Raw genomic sequence first — 19,326 nt, 5'->3', positions numbered from 1 at the left:
CCTCGACGGGGCTGGTCTTGGCCCTTTGTATGTGGCCAATCACGGGCCTACAAGCGACCTCGTCTCAAATTGATGTCAGACAGGCGCGGATGCGCCGCCGGAGTGAATATGCTGGGTATCGGAACGATTGCCAAAAAGGTGTTTGGCACACCGAACGACCGCAAAGTAAAAGCTGTCCGTCCACTGGTCGAAAAGATCAACGCGCTAGAGCCCGAGTTCGAGGCGCTTTCTGACGAAGGCATCAAGACAAAGACCGAGGCACTTGCCACGCGTGCAAAGGGTGGCGAAAGCCTTGATAAACTGCTGCCAGAGGCATTCGCGAACTGTCGCGAAGCTGCCAAGCGCTCATTGGGGCTGCGGGCATTCGATACGCAGCTAATGGGTGGGATTTTCCTGCACCAAGGTAACATTTCTGAGATGAAAACCGGCGAGGGTAAAACCCTTGTTGCGACGTTCCCGGCCTATCTGAATGCACTGACAGGCAAAGGCGTTCATATCGTTACCGTGAACGATTACCTTGCCAGCCGTGACGCCGAATGGATGAGCCGCGTTTACAGTGCTTTAGGCCTAACTACAGGTGTTGTGGTCCCAAACCAGCCCGACGCCGAAAAGAAGGAAGCCTACGCTTGTGACGTGACCTATGCCACGAACAATGAGCTGGGCTTTGATTATCTGCGCGACAACATGAAGTCCGAGCTGGATCAGATGTACCAGCGCCCTCACAACTTCGCGATTGTGGATGAGGTCGACAGTATTCTGATCGATGAAGCACGGACACCGCTTATTATCTCTGGCCCTGCCGAAGATCGCAGCGAAATGTACGCGACCATCGATAAAGTGATCCCTGAAGTTCAGGACGAGCACTTTACGCTGGATGAAAAATCTAAACAGGCAACCTTCACCGAGGAAGGCAATGATTTCCTCGAGGCACGGCTAACAGAACTGGGCCTGCTGCCTGAAGGTCAGACGCTGTACGATCCGGAAAGCGCGACATTGGTTCACCACGTGAACCAAGCCCTGAAAGCGCACAAGCTGTTCGTCAAAGATGACAACTATATCGTGCGCAATGATCAGGTCGTTCTGATTGATGAATTCACGGGCCGTATGATGGACGGTCGCCGTCTGTCTGATGGTCTGCATCAGGCGATCGAGGCCAAAGAAGGCGTCGCAATTAAACCCGAGAACGTGACGCTCGCGTCGGTTACTTTCCAGAACTACTTCCGTCTTTACGAAAAACTGGGCGGCATGACGGGTACAGCAACCACTGAAGCTGAAGAGTTCATGGAGATATATGGCCTAGGCGTGGTCGAGGTTCCGACGAACCGGCCAATCGCCCGTGTTGATGAGCATGATCAAGTTTACCGTACCGCCAAAGAAAAATTCGAAGGTGTCGTCAAAGAGATCAAAGAAGCCCACGAGACAGGCCAGCCGATTCTCGTCGGCACGACCTCAATCGAGAAATCAGAGCATTTGGCCCGCCTTCTTCAGGCGGAGGGAATCAAATTTAACGTTCTGAACGCTCGTCAGCACGAGCAAGAAGCGCAGATTGTTGCCGATGCAGGCCGTTTGAATGCAGTGACGATTGCCACCAATATGGCAGGCCGCGGGACAGATATTAAGCTGGGCGGCAACGTCGAATTCAAAATCATGGAGGCCATTGAGGCCAACCCTGATGGCGATCACGCTGCGATCCGCGCAGAGATCGAAGCCGCACATGATGCCGATGAACAGGCTGTAAAAGACGCTGGTGGCCTCTTCGTTTTGGCGACTGAACGTCACGAAAGCCGCCGCATTGATAACCAATTGCGCGGTCGTTCTGGCCGACAGGGTGACCCTGGCCGTTCATCATTCTTCCTGTCATTGGAAGACGATCTGATGCGTATTTTCGGGTCAGAGCGGCTTGATAAAGTACTGTCCGGATTGGGCATGAAAGAAGGTGAAGCGATTGTTCACCCATGGGTCAACAAGTCGCTAGAACGTGCGCAGGCAAAGGTCGAAGCACGCAACTTTGACATTCGTAAGCAGCTGTTGAAATACGATGACGTCATGAATGAGCAGCGCAAAGTGATCTTTTCACAGCGCCGCGAAATCATGGAAGCGTCTGATCTATCTGAGATCGTCAAAGATATGCGTGATCAGGTGATTGACGATCTGGTCACAGATTACATTCCACCAAAAAGCTATGCAGATCAGTGGGATACTGATGGATTGTCCGAAGCTGTGAAAGAACAGCTTGGGCTGGATCTACCTGTTGCTGACTGGGCCGCCGAAGAGGGTGTTGATGATGGCGACATCGTCGAGCGCTTGGAAGAGGCATGTGACAAATTCATGAGTGAAAAGGCCGAGGCATTTGGCCCCGAAACCATGCGCCGTGTCGAAAAGCAGTTGCTGCTTCAGACCATCGACGGCAAATGGCGTGAACACCTTTTGACGCTGAACCACTTGCGGTCAGTCGTTGGTTTCCGTGGGTACGCGCAGCGCGATCCGCTAAACGAATATAAGACCGAAGGCTTCCAACTTTTCGAAAGCTTGCTGGATGGGTTGCGTTCTGACGTGACTAAGCAGCTCGCGCGCATCCGCCCGATGTCCAAAGAAGAGCAAGAAGAAATGATTGCTCAAGCTTTGAAGCAACAGCAGGCAGCTGCCGCGGCTGGGCAACAAGCAACTGGGGCGATCGCAGGAAACGCGCGCGAAGGGTTTGACGAGAAAGATCCAGCGACTTGGGGAAATCCATCGCGCAATGACGACTGCCCATGCGGTTCAGGTAAGAAGTTCAAGCACTGCCATGGTCGGCTTGCGTGAATTATTGCTTAATCACTCTGCCCGGTACTGCTATCGTCTAGGCAGAGTGATTAGTTAACGGAACCCCACATGTCGCGTATGAGAACGATCAAGACGGTCTTGGCGACGTTTTCGGTGGCCTTGGGCCTAGGTTTTCTTGTCCAATACGATTCTGGCGGCGCGGCATCTGGCGAAGCCGCACCGACAACGGTCCCGCGTGCGGTGACGGTTGTGACTAGTAGACAATCGCAATCCGTATTTGGGGTGGCAGAGAATACCCATACACTTGCTGACCATTTGGCGAATGTTCAGGCGGTCGTACATGTTGCCGAAAACTATACCGAAGAACCTGCGCCAGAACTTGGGACGATTTCGGCAACATCAGTGATAGATGATCGCTGCAAAGTGACATTGTCAGCGGCCGCCGTTCCTGCGGCTATGGCTGGGCTGTCGATTAACGCGCCCTGCAACAAGCGGACCGAGTTTGTTATTTCGCATGACGGTTTGCGGTTTTCCGGTCGTACCGACCGCGACGGGATTGGCAGTGTTTCAATCCCAGTATTATCGCAGGATGGTGAGATTTCCGTCTTGATCAACAATGTGGAACAGGCGCGGACATCCATCGCTATGCGCGACGCGCTGCAATATGATCGTACTATTCTTCAATGGCGTGGCGAAGAAAACCTACAGCTTCACGTGCTCGAAGGTGATGCAAGCTTTGGTGAAAACGGCCATATTTGGTCAGGGTCGGCGCATACGCCAAACCTCGCTATTTTGGGGCAACACGGCTTTGTCGCACACTATGGCACCCGCTACGCGGCTATCCCTTATCAGGCAGAGGTCTATACCTATCCCGCCCGTTCCGTGCGCGCTGACATGGTTGTGAAAATGCCTGTTGGTGTGATGGTGACCGACGAAAACTGTGATCGTTCTTTCAATGTTCAGGTCATTCAAGTGGTCGCGGGCCAAGTGTCCATTCCCACTAATGTGTCAATCGATACACCGTCTTGCGACAATGCGAGCCAATTCATTGTCTTGGTCGACGCATTAGCACCCTATACCGCGCTAATCCGCTAGCGAAACTGCTCGAAAATTCCTTCAGCGCGAAAGCTGACCTCGCATGACTTACCGATGATCAAGTGATCATGAACGGTAATTCCGAGCGCTTGTGCCGCGCGGTTGATCTGTCCAGTCATGCCGATGTCAGCCGCGGAAGGGGTTGGATCACCAGATGGGTGGTTGTGTACCAGAATGAGCGCCGCCGCATTCAGTTCTAAAGCGCGTTTAACGACCTCTCGCGGGTAGACTGGTACGTGATCTAGGGTGCCCTTGGCCTGTTCTTCGTCTGCTATTACGGTGTTTTTGGTATCTAGAAATAGGATTCGGAACTGTTCCGTGTCTCTGTGTGCCATCGTGGTATGGCAATAATTTAGCAGGGCATCCCAGCTAGAAACCACGTGGCGCTGCATAACTTTTGCACGAGCTAATCGATGTGACGCAGCTTCCACTATTTTGATCTCGAGCGCGACTGCGTCTCCAACACCTTTGACTTGTTGTAATTGATGAAGCGGAGCAGAAAGCACCCGATTAAAGTCACCGAAGGTGTTGATCAGCTCATGGGCAAGTGGTTTTACGTCTTGCCTTGGGATCGCACGAAATAGGATGAGCTCAAGTAGCTCATAGTCCGGAACCGCCGTTGCGCCGCCGGTCAAAAACCGTTCGCGCAATCGCTTACGGTGATCGCGCATATAGGACGGCGTTCGCCCGGAAGGCAGCGGTCGGATTTCGACCACTTCATCAGCATCAGAGAATAAGGAACGAGATTCGGCAAAATGGGACATGTCCCTAGTGTCTGCCAAGATCAGTTAATGAACGGTGAATTTGGCCCCGGTGACAAACATCGGGGCCAAATACTTAGCCTTTCATCGAATCCCAAAAGTTTTTGACTGACTTAAAGAAGGTCGAACCCTGAGGGTTGTTGTCTTCGCTAAGTTCGTCGAATTCCTTTAGAATTTCACGCTGGCGCGCAGTGAGCTTCACAGGTGTTTCAACGGCAAGTTCGATGAACATGTCGCCACTGCCGCCGCCGCGAAGCGCAGGCATACCCTTGCCACGCAAACGCATCTGACGACCCGATTGCGAACCTTCTGGAACCTTGACGCGGCTACGGCCACCGTCGATGGTCGGTACTTCGATTTCACCACCAAGCGCTGCAGTCGCCATCGAAACAGGAACCCGACAGAACAGGTTGCTTGCTTCGCGTTCGAACAGCGCGTGGTCGTTGACCTCGATAAAGATGTACAGATCACCTGTCGGGCCACCACGCATGCCGGCCTCGCCTTCGCCAGCAAGGCGAATACGTGTGCCGGTTTCAACGCCAGCTGGGATGTTGACCGAAAGCGATTTCTCTTTCTCGGTGCGACCTTGGCCATGACAGGATTTGCATGGGTTTTTGATCGTTTGACCCATACCTGAACATGTCGGGCAAGTGCGTTCGACAGTAAAGAAACCCTGCTGCGCGCGGACCTTGCCCATGCCAGCACATGTCGGACACGTCTGGGGTTCAGAACCACCTTCGGCACCGGTGCCGTTACAGGAGTCACATCCAACAGCAGTTGGAACAGTGATCGTCTTTTTCAGACCAGCATAGGCGTCTTCGAGGTTGATCCGAAGGTTATAGCGCAGGTCATTACCGCGTTGCGCACCGCCACGACGGCCACCGCCACCGCGGCCACCACCCATGAAGTCGCCAAATAGATCGTCGAACACGTCTGAGAATGCGCTGCCAAAATCACCGTGGCCGCCACCTGGGCGTTGTCCGCCGCCACCCATGCCGTTTTCAAACGCAGCATGACCATAGCGGTCATAAGCGGCTTTCTTGTTCTCGTCTTTGAGGACTTCGTAAGCTTCATTAGCTTCTTTGAACTTTGCTTCGGCGGTTGGGTCGTCAGCGTTGCGGTCAGGGTGCAGCTCTTTCGCCTTTTGGCGATAGGCTTTCTTGATGGCAGCAGCGTCGGCACCTTTAGCGATGCCAAGCACTTCATAATAGTCACGTTTTGCCATGATAAATTTTCCCCCTTGGGAATGGAAAAGACCGACCCGGATTTGGGCCGGTCCATTTTCCTAAACGCGCGCTGGCTTATTCGCTGCGCTTGTTGTCGTCCAGATCTTCGAAGTCGGCATCAAGGATGTCGTCATCGGCTGCTGGTGCTTCGGGCTCTGCCTCACCGGCCTCTTCTTGAGAGGATTTGTAGATAGCTTCGCCCAGTTTCATGGCGGATTCAGTAACGTTCTGGATGCCAGATTTGATCTTGTCGGCGGTGCCGTCTTCAAGGTCATCCTTAAGTGCAGCGATTGCCAGTTCGATCGCTTCGATCGTTGTTGGGTCAACCTTGTCAGAATGCTCTTCCATAGACTTTTCAGTCGAGTGGATCAGGCTCTCAGCTTGGTTTTTCGCTTCGATCAATTCGCGACGATCTTTATCTGCCTCGGCGTTATCCTCAGCGTCTTTGACCATTGCTTCGATGTCTTCATCGGACAGACCGCCAGATGCTTGGATCGTGATCTTTTGCTCTTTACCAGTGCCTTTGTCTTTCGCGCCAACTTCAACGATACCGTTGGCATCAATGTCGAAGGTGACTTCGATCTGTGGCAGGCCGCGTGGTGCTGGTGGGATCTCTTCGAGGTTGAACTGACCCAACATTTTGTTGTCGGCAGCCATCTCACGCTCACCTTGGAACACGCGCAGTGTCACAGCGTTCTGGTTGTCTTCGGCAGTCGAGAAAACCTGAGACTTTTTCGTCGGGATTGTTGTGTTGCGGTCGATCAAACGAGTGAACACGCCACCCAGTGTTTCGATACCCAGCGACAGTGGTGTCACGTCCAAAAGAACAACGTCTTTCACGTCACCCTGCAGAACGCCGGCCTGAATAGCAGCACCCATGGCAACAACTTCATCTGGGTTCACGCCCTGATGTGGTTCTTTACCAAAGAACTTGCCGACTTCCTCTTTTACGCGTGGCATGCGGGTCATACCACCAACAAGAACAACCTCGTCGATGTCACCAACAGATAGGCCAGCATCTTTGATCGCGTCTTTACATGGTTTGATCGAGTTTTTGATCAGGTCAAGTACAAGCGATTCCAGCTTTGCGCGGGTCAGTTTCATGACCATGTGCAGTGGCTGACCGTTTGAACCCATAGAGATAAACGGCTGGTTGATTTCTGTGCTGGAAGAAGAGGACAGTTCGATCTTCGCTTTTTCAGCAGCTTCTTTCAGACGCTGTAGCGCCATCTTGTCTTTGGTCAGGTCGACAGAGTGTTCTTTTTTGAACTCGTCTGCGAGGTAGTTAACGATGCGCATGTCAAAGTCTTCACCACCAAGGAACGTGTCACCGTTGGTAGATTTCACCTCGAACAGGCCGTCGTCGATTTCCAAGATGGTTACATCGAATGTACCACCACCAAGGTCATAGACTGCGATTGTCTGTGTGTCTTTTTTATCAAGGCCATATGCCAGCGCAGCCGCTGTTGGCTCGTTGATGATGCGTAGTACTTCGAGGCCAGCGATCTTACCGGCGTCTTTCGTCGCCTGACGCTGAGCATCGTTAAAGTATGCAGGAACCGTGATAACGGCTTGGGAAACTTCTTCGCCAAGGTAGCTTTCGGCGGTTTCTTTCATCTTACCAAGGATGAACGCAGAGATTTGGCTAGGGGAGTACTTCTCACCCTTGGATTCCACCCATGCGTCGCCGTTGCCGCCGTTTACGATAGCAAACGGCATGTTTTTCTTTTCTTTTGCCAAATCAGCATCGTCGAACCGGCGGCCGATCAGACGCTTAACAGCGAAGATTGTGTTTTCTGGGTTTGTGACTGCTTGACGCTTGGCAGGCTGACCGACAAGACGTTCTTCGTCGGTGAACGCGACGATAGATGGCGTAGTGCGCGCACCTTCGGCGTTTTCAATCACACGTGGTTTAGAGCCATCCATGATGGCAATACAGGAGTTGGTTGTTCCGAGGTCGATACCAATTACTTTGGCCATGTTTCAAATCCCTTTACTTTAGGCGGTTTGAGTAGCGCGAACCCGTTTCGGCACCCGCGCCAGTTACGTTCTGATGATCAGGGGAAGACCCCTAAACAAATGATCTAGGCGTATATAGGGATGCGGAAACTGGGCTGCAAGCGCTCTAAGGCGACTCAATTTGCAAAAAACCCGTAATTTTGTGCATAAAAAGTTAATGCGGGTCGTTCACGGGATTAACGTCCAGCGCTCCAACTGGCTGATACGTGTTGCCGCGTAAAGAACATACCCATCATACCAATGACGAGTAAGACCAACGAAACATACAAGGGGTAAGAAATGGTAGTAAAATGTGGATTGTAGTGCAGGAAAACGAACCCTTTGTTTTGGTCAATAATGTGGAAGAGTGGGTTCCAGTCAAAAGTGGCGATCATACTCGCCGGAAGAGAGTTCACTAGGAACATTTTGCCAGACGCAATCATATTCAAACGTCGATACATTTGGCCAACAATAGCCATCGTGCGTGGAAACCAAGGCGTGATGGCCAAGAAAATGATGCCCACGCCAATGCCAGAGAACCATGCAAGCAGTAGCATACCCATCGCACCAACCGGATCGTTGATGGAAATGGGCGTCACAGCACAGTGGTAGATTGTAAGAACAATCGCGATCGCGAGGATCTGTTGGTACAGTGTCGACAGCGCGGCCGAGCACATCGTAACGATTGGGTTCATTGGCGCGTAAAGCATCATTGGCGCGAGGGCGCCGCCAGCTTTTTCGACGGATTTTACCGTTTGGATGTGCGCGCGAAACAACAACACGCCTGACATAATATAAAGTAGAAAATCGCCACGTATTGGAGATGTACGAATACCGATAACGAGATACATCGCGAAAAACACCGCGACCAACACGAGGCTTTGCAGGATCGTTATGATCATGCCAACCACAGCGTTGCGATGCCCGCCGCGAACAGATCTTACAGTGACGTAGTAGATAAGCTCTAGATTGCTAAAGAAGCTTCCGGTCGTGGTTGCATTTTGGCGCGTCTGGAACATGTTACGTTTTCACTGCATCCTAAAAATACCAGCACAGGTTGTGATGGGATCGGCTTGCTCATATTAGAATGAACATCCATAACGAGTATAGCTTAACTATTCAATAAATAGGATCCGCCTCATGGATTTCGATAAACTAACTAAAGTGATGCGAGAGCTGGCGCTCTTGGCAGGTGACAAGATTATGGAAATCTATGCGGCCGATGATTTTGAGATTCGGTCCAAGAGTGATGAAAGCCCGGTGACAGTAGCTGATGAGGCTGCGGATGCGATTATTAGCGCTGGTTTGCGTGAAGCATTCCCCGATGTTCCGCTTGTTACTGAAGAGCAATCAAATTCACATAGCCAATCGGTCAGCACATTTTTGATTGTTGACCCACTGGACGGAACGAAAGAATTCATTAAGCGTCGCGGTGATTTTACAGTGAACATCGCCTATGTCGTTGATGGTGTACCCGTTCGCGGCATCGTTTATGCGCCAGCAAAAGAACGGCTGTTTTATACTGACGCTGAAGGTGCATCCGTTGAAGAAACTGGCCCCTTCGCGAAAGATGTAGTTGGACAGACAGAGCCGATGCATGTCTCAAAACCAGACAACAATGCGTTGCTGGTTGTGGCTTCGAAGTCTCACAGGGATGAAGCTACGGACGACTACATCAACAAATATAGTGTTCGTGATATGAAAAGCGCGGGTTCGTCGCTCAAGTTTTGTCTTGTCGCAACAGGTGAGGCCGATCTTTATCCACGCCTTGGTCGCACAATGGAATGGGACACAGCAGCTGGGCATGCCGTCCTGAACGGTGCTGGCGGTCGCGTGGTACGCTTTGACGATCATACGCCACTGAAATACGGCAAGTCAGGGTTTGCGAACCCCTTCTTCATTGCACTCTCACCTGATGTGATTTTGGAAAAAGCCTAATGTCAGTCTTAATCGTCGTTCCAGCACGCTACGCGTCAACGCGATATCCCGGCAAGCCGCTTGTGGAACTGCGCGGGGCAGACGGAGATGCGAAGAGCCTGATCCGTCGGTCGTGGGATGCTGCAATGCAGGTCAAAGGCGTTGATCGAGTTGTCGTGGCAACTGATGACGAAAGGATTGCGGATGCGGCCCGTGCATTTGGTGCGGATGTCGTGATGACTTCGGTTGAATGCCAAAACGGAACCGAGCGTTGTGCAGAGGCGGTGGGTAAGGTTGAGGGCGACTACGATATCGTTGTGAACCTGCAGGGGGATGCGCCACTCACGCCTGCTTGGTTCGTTGAAGATCTAGTTGCAGGATTGCGCGCGCAACCTAATGCAGATGTTGCGACTCCAGTATTGCGGACCGAGGGGCGTGCACTGAACGGATTTTTGTCTGATCGGCGCGCTGGACGCGTGGGTGGAACGACAGCCGTGTTTGGTGCAGATAACAATGCGCTGTATTTTTCGAAAGAGGTCATCCCCTATACAGGTAAAACCTATGCCGACGATGATGAGACACCTGTCTTTCATCATGTCGGTGTTTATGCCTACCGACCAGCCGCACTTGCGGCCTATTCGGGTTGGTCTTCTGGTCCGCTAGAACAACTCGAGGGGCTCGAACAGCTTCGGTTTCTTGAGCGCGGTGTCCCCATGCTCTGTGTTGAAGTTGAGGGCAAAGGACGACAGTTTTGGGAGTTGAACAACCCTGAAGATGTGCCTCTTATTGAGGCAATGCTGCAGGAAATGGGGCAGGCATAAACGCTGTCATGCTGTGGTGAGGTTCTTGAGATGTTTCCCCTTTTGACTAAAGGCTTTCGACAATACGTTAACTAGAATGCAGTAAAGAGGCGTGGTCATGAAAAGAAGAGTAACGAAAGCGATTTTTCCAGTAGCAGGGCTTGGGACACGATTTCTTCCGGCGACAAAATCGGTACCCAAAGAGATCATGACGCTGGTTGATCGCCCGTTGATTCAATATGCAATTGATGAAGCGCGCGCTGCAGGGATCGAGGATTTTATCTTTGTGACGTCTCGAGGAAAATCTGCCCTTGAGGATTACTTTGATCATTCGCCAGAATTGGAAACGGCTCTTCGTGATTCTGATAAAACAGCGCTTTTAGATACGCTTCAAGCTACAAACATGGACAGTGGCGCCATTGCTTATATCCGTCAGCACAAGGCGCTTGGTTTGGGGCATGCGGTGTCTTGCGCGCGCAAACTAGTCGGTGATGAACCCTTCGCTGTTATTCTACCGGACGATGTGATCGCCGCTGAAAAGCCATGTCTTCAGCAAATGATTGAAGCATACCAAGAGACAGGCGGCGCTATGGTCGCTGCGATGGAAGTGGCGCCTGAAAAGACGTCATCTTACGGTATTCTTGATGTCCTGAGTGAAGACGGCCCAGTTGTTTCAGTAAAAGGAATGGTTGAAAAGCCGCCTGCAGGTACATCGCCTTCAAACCTCGCAGTGATTGGGCGTTACATCTTGACGCCACGTGTTATGCAAAACTTGGATAATATCGAACGTGGTGCAGGTGGAGAAATTCAGCTTACTGACGCCATTGCATATGAATTGACCACCGGACGCGACATCTTTGGTTTCAAGTTCGAAGGACAGCGTTTTGATTGCGGCTCTAAGGACGGTTTCCTTCAAGCTACCGTTTCATTTGCGCTGAATCGCCCAGAGTTACGCGGCGAGCTTACCTCGTTCTTGAAGGGTCTCGATCTAAACAGCGCGGCGGCCGGATAAGGGCTGACTTGGGCGCTGTGATCAATGATGCTTGGCTAGATTATCGAATGCGCTGGAAGCGGAGGCGGTTTTTGTTCCGCATCTGGCGCAAGCGGCACCAAATCGCGAGTACAGTGAACAGAACCGATGTGATTAAGCCAGGTGCAATTCTGGCGTTTTCAACGGTACGCAATGAGATGCTGCGGCTACCCCATTTTCTAAAATACTATCGCAAGTTGGGTGTCGCACATTTTCTATTTGTCGATAACGCAAGCGATGATGGCACCGCAGAATTCTTAGCCACGCAACCTGATGTGTCGCTTTGGACCACCAGCCACAGTTATAAGCTGTCCCGGTTTGGAATGGATTGGTTAGGTTGGCTACAGTGGCAACATGGTCATGGCCACTGGTGCTTAACTGTCGATGCGGACGAGCTTCTGGTCTACCCGCATTGCGATAGTCGCGATTTGTACGCCTTGACGGGGTACTTGGACGGTGAGGAGCGGACGACCTTTGGCGCGCTCATGCTTGATATGTACCCAAAGGGTCCGGTTTCCGATCAGCATTATCGCCCGGGCGAAGACCCACTATCCGTGCTTTCATGGTTTGATGGCAGTGGATACCGACACAAGATACATCCGATTTTCGGCAATTATTGGATACAGGGCGGCGTACGTGAACGTGTGTTTTTCGCGAGCGAACCTGAACGCGCACCAACGTTAAACAAGACGCCGTTGGTGAAATGGAATTGGCGTAATGTTTATGTCACTTCGACCCATCATATGCTGCCGCGTCGACTGAACCAGGTTTTTGATTGGCCGCGCCGTGACATGCTCACGGGTGCCCTGTTGCACACTAAGTTTCTGCAAGATATTGGCGACCGATCTACCGAAGAGTTAAGCCGTGGTCAGCACTTTGAGAATAGTAAGCTGTACAAGCAATACTATCAGGATTTGGTTGACGGTCCTGACTTATGGGATGAAACGTCAATAGAGTATATGGGATGGCAACAGCTTGAGAAGCTAGGCCTGATGTCCCAAGGTGATTGGAACTAGTACCCGCAATTGCGGAGGGAGCGAAGTATTGGGAGCTTGGACGTCATATCGTCTACGGTTGCGTCGGAAGCGCTGGAAATACCGGGCGCGCCGAAAGGGACGTGAGCTGTCATTAGTTCAAGACCGTACGCATGACATCAAGCCGAACGATGTTTTGTTGTTTTGCACCTTCCGCAACGAAGATATCCGATTGCCGTTCTTTCTTCAGTACTATCGTGATCTGGGGGTGAACCATTTTATCCTTGTCGATAACGATAGCAGCGACGGCGGAGCAGAATACGCGGCAGACCAACCAGACGTGTCGCTCTGGACAACAAAAGGCCCATATGGCCGGTCGCGTTTTGGCATTGATTGGCTGACCTACCTGCAAGACGAATACGCGCATGGGCATTGGGCGCTGACAGTCGATGTCGATGAATTCTTTGTGTATCCATTCTGTGACACGCGACCAATCCGGGCGCTGGCCGATTGGCTAGAAGCATCCGACGTTCGGTCATTCGGAACGATGATGTTGGATATGTATCCCAAGGGTCCGGTTTCTGCTGCGGTGTACGAACGTGGTGCGGATCCGTTCAAATTGGCAAACTGGTTTGATCCTGGGAACTACATCCTCGAACGAAATGACCTCTATCGCAATTTGTGGATCCAAGGTGGGCCGCGTGCGCGGACGTTCTTTGCGGAAAACCCAAAGCAGGCCCCGGCGCTGAACAAGATACCGTTTGTGAAATGGGATAGGGATTACGCCTATGTCAGCTCGACCCATATGTTGCTGCCACGCGGTCTGAATTTGGTCTACGGACAAAATGGTGGCGAGAAATCTTCAGGTGTGTTGTTGCACGCGAAATTCCTAAATCTCTTTAGTGACCGGGCCTCGGAAGAGGCAGAACGTGCCGAGCACTATGGCAAAGGCCGCGAATACAAATCGTACATATCCGAAGATGACGGTGACCATGAAATCTGGTGTCAGTGGAGCGAGCAATACATCAATTGGCGCCAACTAGAAGCTCTTGGACTTATGTCAAAGGGGAACTGGGCATGACATTCGGCGTCGTCATGTTGGTGCACACAGCGTTCAATCGCGCCGAGGAAGTTATCCGGCACTGGGTGGCTGGGGGCTGTCCGGTTGTTGTGCATGTCGACAGTGACGTCGATCAGGAAACCTATGACGCCTTCGTTCATTCATTGGCCGACCTTGATACCGTTCGCTTTAGCGAACGATTCCAATGTGAATGGGGGATGTGGGGTCTGGTAGAAGCGACCCAAGAAGCGTCCCAGTTGATGCTTCAGGAATTCCCAGAGGTAGGTCACGTGTTTCTGGCGTCCGGAGCATGTCTTCCGCTGCGTCCAGTGTCGGAGCTAGGTGCGTTTCTAGCGGAACGCCCAGAAACCGATTTCATCGAAAGCGCGACAACCGCGGATGTACCGTGGACGGTTGGTGGACTGGACCGAGAAAGGTTCACGTTGCGGTTTCCATTCTCGTGGAAAAGGCGCCGCAGGCTGTTTGATGGATATGTCCGTCTACAACAGTTCTTGGGTGTAAAGCGCCGAATTCCTGCGGGCCTCGTGCCGCACATGGGGTCGCAGTGGTGGTGTTTGACGCGTAAGACGCTGAGCGCGATTTTGAATGACCCCAAGCGACCAAAATACGACAGGTATTTTCGGCGTGTTTGGATCCCGGATGAAAGTTACTTTCAGACGCTGGTTCGCCTGCATGCAACGCGCATCCAAAGCCGATCACTGACGCTTTCCAAATTCGATTTCCAAGGAAAGCCGCATATCTTTTACAATGACCACGCAGAGATACTGCGGCGATCAGAGTGTTTCGTTGCGCGCAAGATTTGGCCAAATGCTGGTCTGCTCTACAGGGTCTTTCCTAGGGGCTCTGATCCGAAAACAGCGAATGCAGAGCCTAGCACCGGGACGGTCGACCGGATTTTTGCGCGCGCGCTTGAACGCCGGACACGCGGGCGGCAGGGCCTATACATGCACAGCCGTTTTCCTAATCTATTGAACGCAAATGGGATTGCTGCAGTGCCGTTTTCCGTCTTGCAAGGTTTCGATGATGTGTTCACCAACTTTCAGGATTGGCTATCCAAGCAGACTGGCGCACAGGTTCATGGTCACCTTTATGCAAAGGACAAAGCGCATTTCGCGAATGAGGTATCAGTTTTTCGTGGTGCCTTATCCGACAGCGCGCGTTTGCGCGACTACAACGCCCAAGGGTTTTTGACGAACCTTGTATGGAACGCTCGGGATACGCATCAGTGTCTTATGTTTGGACCTGCCGACACGCAAAGCATTAGCTGGCTACTTGCGCATGATACAAACGCGCGTGTTTGGGTGATCTCGGGTGCTTGGTCCATTCCGTTGTTCCTGTCACGCAAACCAGCAAGCGAAGTACGCGCAGAGGCCGCTAGGCTGCAACGTACAGAGCATCAGTTGCTGAAGGCGCTGCGCGCGCCTGATGCCCACGCGCGCATCCATATCGCCACGCTTGCTGATTTTCTCGAAAATCCGCGTGACGTTATGCAGATGGTTGTGGACGAAATCGCGGGTCACCGCGCTGATGAACTTTCCGACTTGCCAGAGATGGTTGACCTCACTGGTCTGCCCGCGTTCCTGCAAGAACTGAAAAACCAAGGGATGCATCCGTTTTTGACGGGGGATTTGTCCGATGAGATACAAAAAAGAGCAAAGACCGCCGCGCAGCCCAGATCATATGTGATTGACCATAGATGAGTAAATTTGACTACTTTATCGTATTGGCCGAAATGCGGACCGGTTCCAATTTTCTAGAGGCCAACCTGAACGCCTTAGATGGCGTTAGCTGTCATGGTGAAGCATTCAATCCAGCGTTCATTGGGTACCCCAAGACCGAAACATTGCTTGGCCTTTCGCACGAACAACGCGAACATGATCCGCTAAGTCTTATCGAACAGGTGAAATCTCACGAGGGGCTCTCTGGGTTTCGGTTCTTTCACGACCACGACACACGGGCGTTAACGATATGTTTGGATGATCCACGATGCGCCAAGATTATCCTGACCCGCAACCCCGTCGACAGCTACGTTAGTTGGAAGGCAGCGCAGGCCACCGGTCAATGGAAGCTAACCAACGCGACCCATTCAAAATCGCTCCAAGTGACTTTTGACCCTGACGAATTCGAGGCACAGCTTGAGGCGACGCAGGCGTTCCAGATGAAGGTACAAAACGTCCTGCAGCGTACCGGGCAAACTGCGTTCTATATTGGTTATGATGATCTGCGCGATGTCGATGTTATGAACGGTTTGGCCGCTTTCCTCGGTGTCGATGCGCGGCTCGAAAATCTGGACAAAAAGCTTAAAAAGCAAAACCCCGAACCGCTTGAAGATCGGGTGAGCAATTTTTCAGACATGCAAGATGCGCTTCGGCAGCTTGACCGGTTTGACCTTTCGCGCACGCCCAGTTTTGAGCCACGCCGCGGACCGGCAATTCCGACATATGTAGCAGCTGACAAGGCGGGGCTGTTGTACATGCCGCTGCGTTCAGGTCCGGATTGGGCGGTTGTGCGTTGGTTGGGCGATCTCGAAGATATGAGGCCGCGTGAACTGCAGCGCAAATTTACGCAAAAGACACTGCGGCAGTGGCAAGAGGCACATGTTGGCCATCGTGGCTTTGCTGTATTGCGGCATCCGGTGGCGCGTGCGCATGCTGCGTTTTGTGATTGTATCCTAGGCGACGGTCCTGGCAGTTTTCCGGGTATTCGGGCAAACCTGCGCAAAGTGCATCGCTTGCCAATCTCAGAAGATGCAACTGATCTGTCAGATCGGTCCGGCTATGACGATGCGCTCCATCAAGACGCGTTTCTTGGGTTCTTGCGCTTTTTGCGGAACAATTTGGCGGGGCAAACGTCGATCCGGGTTGATCCGGCATGGGCCAGCCAATTGACACTGTTGCAAGGCATGGCCGAATTCGCCGTGCCAGACATGATCCTACGCGAGGACCGATTGGCAGCTGATTTGCAGATGTTAGCAGAACAGGTCGGCATTACTGAAACACCGCAGCTCATTCCGACAGAACATGCGCATCACGACCGTCTGGTGTCGATTTACGATGCCACAATAGAAGAAGCCGCGCGCGAAGCATACGGGCGCGACTACGAAGCATTTGGATTTGAAAACTGGTCCTAGGCAGCCTGTGATGCCTGCGCTTCTGTCAAAATAGTATGAAGCGTTGATGCGTCGCTATTCGCACGCAATTTTGCACAAGTCGCAGCATCGCGCATTGTCCGGGATACCAACGCCAAGGCTTTTAGGTGATCAACGCCTGCATCTTCAGGTGCAATCAGACAAAAGACCAAGTCTACGGGCTGGCGATCAACGGAATCAAAATTTAGCGGCTTTTCAAGACGCAAAAAGATACCTTGCACAGCCTTCGCCCCGGCGAGCCGGGCGTGCGGAAGCGCAATACCATGTCCAACACCAGTTGGACCAAGGCCTTCACGCTCAATAAGCGCTTCGATCACTTCAGAAGATTTCAGGCCATAGCTTGCTTCTGCTAGCTCGCCCAAGTCATGAAACAGCCGCTTCTTGCTGGTGCAAGATGCGATCGTTTTGACCGCATCTGGCTTTAGAATATCTGCAACTTGCATCCGTCGCTTCTCTCACCAATTTTGCCGGGCTTAACCCTGCGTCTTTGGGTCAATCCAGCCAATATTTCCGTCGTCACGTCGATAGACGACATTAATTCCGTTGTGTTTCTCATTGCGGAAAACCAGCACTGGGCTGTTTGCGATTTCCATTTGCATCACCGCTTCACCAACCGACAGCGACGGAATTTTCGTTTCCATCTCTGCCACGATCATTGCGTTTACAGTGTCCGGCTCAGCCTCATCTGACTCATCACTTGGTGCGAGGATATAGGACCCAGCATCAGAAAGTTCAACCGGTTGCGACCTATCAGCATGGTGATCCTTCAACCGACGCTTGTAACGCCGTAGCTGTTTGTCCATTTTCTCAGCACTGCTATCCAATGCTGCGTATATTTCTGTCGCTTTGCCAGTGGCTTGTGCAGTAAGCCCGGTCGATAGATGTACAACGGATTCGCAGACATATTCATGGCCTGATTTGGAGAAAACGACATAAGCTTCTGTTGGGCGTCCAGCATATTTACTTAGAATTTCTGAAAGCTCGGCTTTAACATGCGTTTGTAGTGCCTCGCCAATGTCGATTTGCTTACCGCTGATTTGATACCGCATCGTTTCTCCTATCTTGTGGTTGCAGACGCGCAATACACCGCCGTACGGGCGGTGCAGCATCGCACGTCTAGTCGTTGGAAAACGATAACACCCCAAATTTGTTAATCTTATTCCCAACCACCAGCGCGAGAGCCGGCGAAGTTGCGGGAAAAGAAGTTTGGTCAGTCATCTCCTACAGTTGGCGATGAAAATGGGATTTTGTCAATATTGCAGTGACCAATGTCGACAAAGAATCAGTTCACGCGAAAGCTGTCACCCAGATACACGCGACGGACGTTTTCGTCGGCAATCACTTCGGCAGTTGTGCCATTCATCAAGACGGTTCCATCATGAAGAATGTAGGCACGATCCACAATTTGAAGCGTTTCTTGAACATTGTGATCCGTGATCAATACACCAATGCCGCGGTTCTTGAGGTCGGCCACCAGATGTCTGATTTCGCCAACGGCGATAGGGTCGACACCAGCAAAAGGCTCATCCAACAACACGTATTTCGGCCCGGCAGCCAGACAGCGGGCGATTTCAACGCGGCGGCGTTCACCACCGGAAAGCGCCATAGCAGATGCGCGACGAAGGTGTTCAATCGAGAATTCGGATAACAGTTCTTCCAGCCGCTCACGCCGCCGGTGTCTGTCTTTAACTGCGATTTCGAGGATAGACATAATGTTGTCTTCGACGTTCATACCACGGAAAATCGACATTTCTTGTGGTAGATATCCGATCCCAAGCTGCGCGCGGCGATACATCGGTAGCGTCGTCACCTCGCGACCATCGATGATGACTTTACCACCTTCGGGCGTAACCAGTCCGGCGATAGAATAAAAGCAGGTCGTCTTGCCTGAACCATTTGGCCCCAGTAACGCGACGACTTCACCGCGCCCAAGATCAATGGTTACATCGCGAATGACAGGACGCTTGTTATAGCTTTTGCGCAAGTTAACGATGTGCAACCCGACATCGGTGTTGAGCGTCGAACCATCCATCAGTTTCCGCCTTGTTGCAGAACGGTACGCACGCGTCCTTCCATAGAAGCGGTCCCAGTGGACACATTTATAATCATGCTTTGCGCTGAAATCGCACTTGCGCCTTGGGTCAACAATACGTCACCCGTAAGCGTCAACAGGCCAGAGGTGATATCGTATTCAGCGCTTTGTGCCTCGGCGGCTTCGTCGGCGGTGACAAACGTGACCCCGCCGGTCGCGAGCAGCTGGGCGATGTCGTTAGTCTCTGCTGTATATATTATCTCAACTTGACCAGCTGAAAGGCGCAAATCACCTTGGCCAATAATGACGTTGCCAACAAAGACTGCTTTGCCACTATCCTGATCGACTGAAAGACTGTCCGAGATGACCTCTATCGCGGCACTGGTGTCGACTGTCATTCCGCCAAGATCGATATTGGTTTGGGCGTAAGAAGGCCCGCCGAAGCTAAATGCGATGGCAGTCAGGATAGCGATATATTTGAACACTTGGCTGAGTTCCTTT

The 19,326-nt window shown here is 52.0% G+C and carries 17 protein-coding genes; 9 read left to right on the top strand and 8 right to left on the bottom strand.

Annotation, left to right across the window (positions count from 1 at the left end; genetic code table 11):
* Nucleotides 1–108: 108 nt before the first annotated feature.
* Nucleotides 109–2,802, top strand: coding sequence for a preprotein translocase subunit SecA (gene secA, locus ACHUEV_RS08815; RefSeq protein WP_394178993.1), 2,694 nt, complete (start codon nt 109–111; stop codon nt 2,800–2,802).
* Between the two features lie 69 nt (nt 2,803–2,871).
* On the top strand, nt 2,872–3,858 hold the full coding sequence (locus ACHUEV_RS08810; RefSeq protein ID WP_394178991.1) for a hypothetical protein: 987 nt from the start codon (nt 2,872–2,874) through the stop codon (nt 3,856–3,858).
* On the opposite strand, the gene radC is transcribed toward ACHUEV_RS08810, so the two are convergent.
* The 4 genes from radC to ACHUEV_RS08790 form a co-directional block, all read right to left on the bottom strand.
* Nucleotides 3,855–4,622 (bottom strand): RadC family protein, encoded by a 768-nt coding sequence (gene radC, locus ACHUEV_RS08805; protein ID WP_394178989.1) that lies wholly within the window; start codon nt 4,620–4,622, stop codon nt 3,855–3,857. The genes ACHUEV_RS08810 and radC overlap by 4 nt on opposite strands.
* A gap of 73 nt (nt 4,623–4,695) precedes the next feature.
* Complete coding sequence (gene dnaJ, locus ACHUEV_RS08800) at nt 4,696–5,844, bottom strand: molecular chaperone DnaJ (RefSeq protein ID WP_394178987.1); 1,149 nt, start codon at nt 5,842–5,844, stop codon at nt 4,696–4,698.
* A 76-nt stretch (nt 5,845–5,920) separates the two neighbouring features.
* On the bottom strand, nt 5,921–7,825 hold the full coding sequence (gene dnaK / locus ACHUEV_RS08795) for a molecular chaperone DnaK (RefSeq protein ID WP_394178985.1): 1,905 nt from the start codon (nt 7,823–7,825) through the stop codon (nt 5,921–5,923).
* A gap of 215 nt (nt 7,826–8,040) precedes the next feature.
* Nucleotides 8,041–8,862 carry an ABC transporter permease gene (locus ACHUEV_RS08790; RefSeq protein WP_394178984.1) on the bottom strand — a complete coding sequence of 274 codons (822 nt, stop codon included), beginning with the start codon at nt 8,860–8,862 and terminating at the stop codon, nt 8,041–8,043.
* A gap of 121 nt (nt 8,863–8,983) precedes the next feature.
* On the opposite strand from ACHUEV_RS08790, the gene cysQ reads away from it, so the two are divergent.
* From cysQ to ACHUEV_RS08755, 7 genes are all read left to right on the top strand, one after another.
* Nucleotides 8,984–9,781, top strand: a complete 798-nt coding sequence (cysQ, locus tag ACHUEV_RS08785) for a 3'(2'),5'-bisphosphate nucleotidase CysQ (RefSeq protein ID WP_394178982.1) — start codon at nt 8,984–8,986, stop codon at nt 9,779–9,781.
* Nucleotides 9,781–10,581, top strand: a complete 801-nt coding sequence (gene kdsB / locus ACHUEV_RS08780) for a 3-deoxy-manno-octulosonate cytidylyltransferase (RefSeq protein ID WP_394178980.1) — start codon at nt 9,781–9,783, stop codon at nt 10,579–10,581. The genes cysQ and kdsB overlap by 1 nt, the downstream gene beginning before the upstream one ends.
* A 97-nt stretch (nt 10,582–10,678) precedes the next feature.
* Nucleotides 10,679–11,572, top strand: coding sequence for a UTP--glucose-1-phosphate uridylyltransferase GalU (gene galU, locus ACHUEV_RS08775; protein WP_394178978.1), 894 nt, complete (start codon nt 10,679–10,681; stop codon nt 11,570–11,572).
* 71 nt (nt 11,573–11,643) lie between these two features.
* Nucleotides 11,644–12,606: a glycosyltransferase family 2 protein gene (locus tag ACHUEV_RS08770; protein ID WP_394178976.1), complete on the top strand. Its 963-nt coding sequence runs from the start codon at nt 11,644–11,646 to the stop codon at nt 12,604–12,606.
* Between the two features lie 28 nt (nt 12,607–12,634).
* Nucleotides 12,635–13,645, top strand: coding sequence for a glycosyltransferase family 2 protein (locus tag ACHUEV_RS08765; RefSeq protein WP_394178974.1), 1,011 nt, complete (start codon nt 12,635–12,637; stop codon nt 13,643–13,645).
* Nucleotides 13,642–15,345, top strand: coding sequence for a DUF5927 domain-containing protein (locus ACHUEV_RS08760; RefSeq protein WP_394178972.1), 1,704 nt, complete (start codon nt 13,642–13,644; stop codon nt 15,343–15,345). The genes ACHUEV_RS08765 and ACHUEV_RS08760 overlap by 4 nt, the downstream gene beginning before the upstream one ends.
* Nucleotides 15,342–16,775: a sulfotransferase family 2 domain-containing protein gene (locus tag ACHUEV_RS08755; RefSeq protein WP_394178970.1), complete on the top strand. Its 1,434-nt coding sequence runs from the start codon at nt 15,342–15,344 to the stop codon at nt 16,773–16,775. The genes ACHUEV_RS08760 and ACHUEV_RS08755 overlap by 4 nt, the downstream gene beginning before the upstream one ends.
* Here the strand turns inward: ACHUEV_RS08755 and ACHUEV_RS08750 are convergent.
* The 4 genes from ACHUEV_RS08750 to ACHUEV_RS08735 form a co-directional block, all read right to left on the bottom strand.
* Nucleotides 16,772–17,236 carry a PTS sugar transporter subunit IIA gene (locus tag ACHUEV_RS08750; protein WP_394178968.1) on the bottom strand — a complete coding sequence of 155 codons (465 nt, stop codon included), beginning with the start codon at nt 17,234–17,236 and terminating at the stop codon, nt 16,772–16,774. The genes ACHUEV_RS08755 and ACHUEV_RS08750 overlap by 4 nt on opposite strands.
* Nucleotides 17,237–17,266: 30 nt before the next feature.
* The gene (gene hpf / locus ACHUEV_RS08745; RefSeq protein ID WP_394178966.1) at nt 17,267–17,842 is read right to left on the bottom strand and encodes a ribosome hibernation-promoting factor, HPF/YfiA family; all 576 of its coding nucleotides are present in this window, start codon (nt 17,840–17,842) and stop codon (nt 17,267–17,269) included.
* Nucleotides 17,843–18,075: 233 nt separating this feature from the next.
* Nucleotides 18,076–18,825, bottom strand: a complete 750-nt coding sequence (lptB, locus tag ACHUEV_RS08740; RefSeq protein WP_394178964.1) for an LPS export ABC transporter ATP-binding protein — start codon at nt 18,823–18,825, stop codon at nt 18,076–18,078.
* Entirely contained in the window at nt 18,825–19,310 is a 486-nt protein-coding gene (locus ACHUEV_RS08735; protein WP_394178962.1) for an LptA/OstA family protein, read from the bottom strand. The genes lptB and ACHUEV_RS08735 overlap by 1 nt, the downstream gene beginning before the upstream one ends.
* Nucleotides 19,311–19,326: the final 16 nt, after the last annotated feature.

The organism is Yoonia maritima, from assembly GCF_043641945.1.
Taxonomy (GTDB): domain Bacteria; phylum Pseudomonadota; class Alphaproteobacteria; order Rhodobacterales; family Rhodobacteraceae; genus Yoonia; species Yoonia maritima_B.
This window is presented reverse-complemented; position numbering and strand designations above follow the sequence as displayed.

Bases quoted from the DNA above. Each gene is read 5' to 3' on its own strand.
- dnaK (WP_394178985.1), bottom strand. From the start codon at position 7,825: ATGGCCAAAGTAATTGGTATCGACCTCGGAACAACCAACTCCTGTATT.
- lptB (WP_394178964.1), bottom strand. From the start codon at position 18,825: ATGGATGGTTCGACGCTCAACACCGATGTCGGGTTGCACATCGTTAAC.
- ACHUEV_RS08760 (WP_394178972.1), top strand. From the start codon at position 13,642: ATGACATTCGGCGTCGTCATGTTGGTGCACACAGCGTTCAATCGCGCC.
- ACHUEV_RS08810 (WP_394178991.1), top strand. From the start codon at position 2,872: ATGTCGCGTATGAGAACGATCAAGACGGTCTTGGCGACGTTTTCGGTG.
- kdsB (WP_394178980.1), top strand. From the start codon at position 9,781: ATGTCAGTCTTAATCGTCGTTCCAGCACGCTACGCGTCAACGCGATAT.
- dnaJ (WP_394178987.1), bottom strand. From the start codon at position 5,844: ATGGCAAAACGTGACTATTATGAAGTGCTTGGCATCGCTAAAGGTGCC.
- cysQ (WP_394178982.1), top strand. From the start codon at position 8,984: ATGGATTTCGATAAACTAACTAAAGTGATGCGAGAGCTGGCGCTCTTG.
- hpf (WP_394178966.1), bottom strand. From the start codon at position 17,842: ATGCGGTATCAAATCAGCGGTAAGCAAATCGACATTGGCGAGGCACTA.
- secA (WP_394178993.1), top strand. From the start codon at position 109: ATGCTGGGTATCGGAACGATTGCCAAAAAGGTGTTTGGCACACCGAAC.
- ACHUEV_RS08750 (WP_394178968.1), bottom strand. From the start codon at position 17,236: ATGCAAGTTGCAGATATTCTAAAGCCAGATGCGGTCAAAACGATCGCA.
- galU (WP_394178978.1), top strand. From the start codon at position 10,679: ATGAAAAGAAGAGTAACGAAAGCGATTTTTCCAGTAGCAGGGCTTGGG.
- ACHUEV_RS08755 (WP_394178970.1), top strand. From the start codon at position 15,342: ATGAGTAAATTTGACTACTTTATCGTATTGGCCGAAATGCGGACCGGT.
- ACHUEV_RS08790 (WP_394178984.1), bottom strand. From the start codon at position 8,862: ATGTTCCAGACGCGCCAAAATGCAACCACGACCGGAAGCTTCTTTAGC.
- radC (WP_394178989.1), bottom strand. From the start codon at position 4,622: ATGTCCCATTTTGCCGAATCTCGTTCCTTATTCTCTGATGCTGATGAA.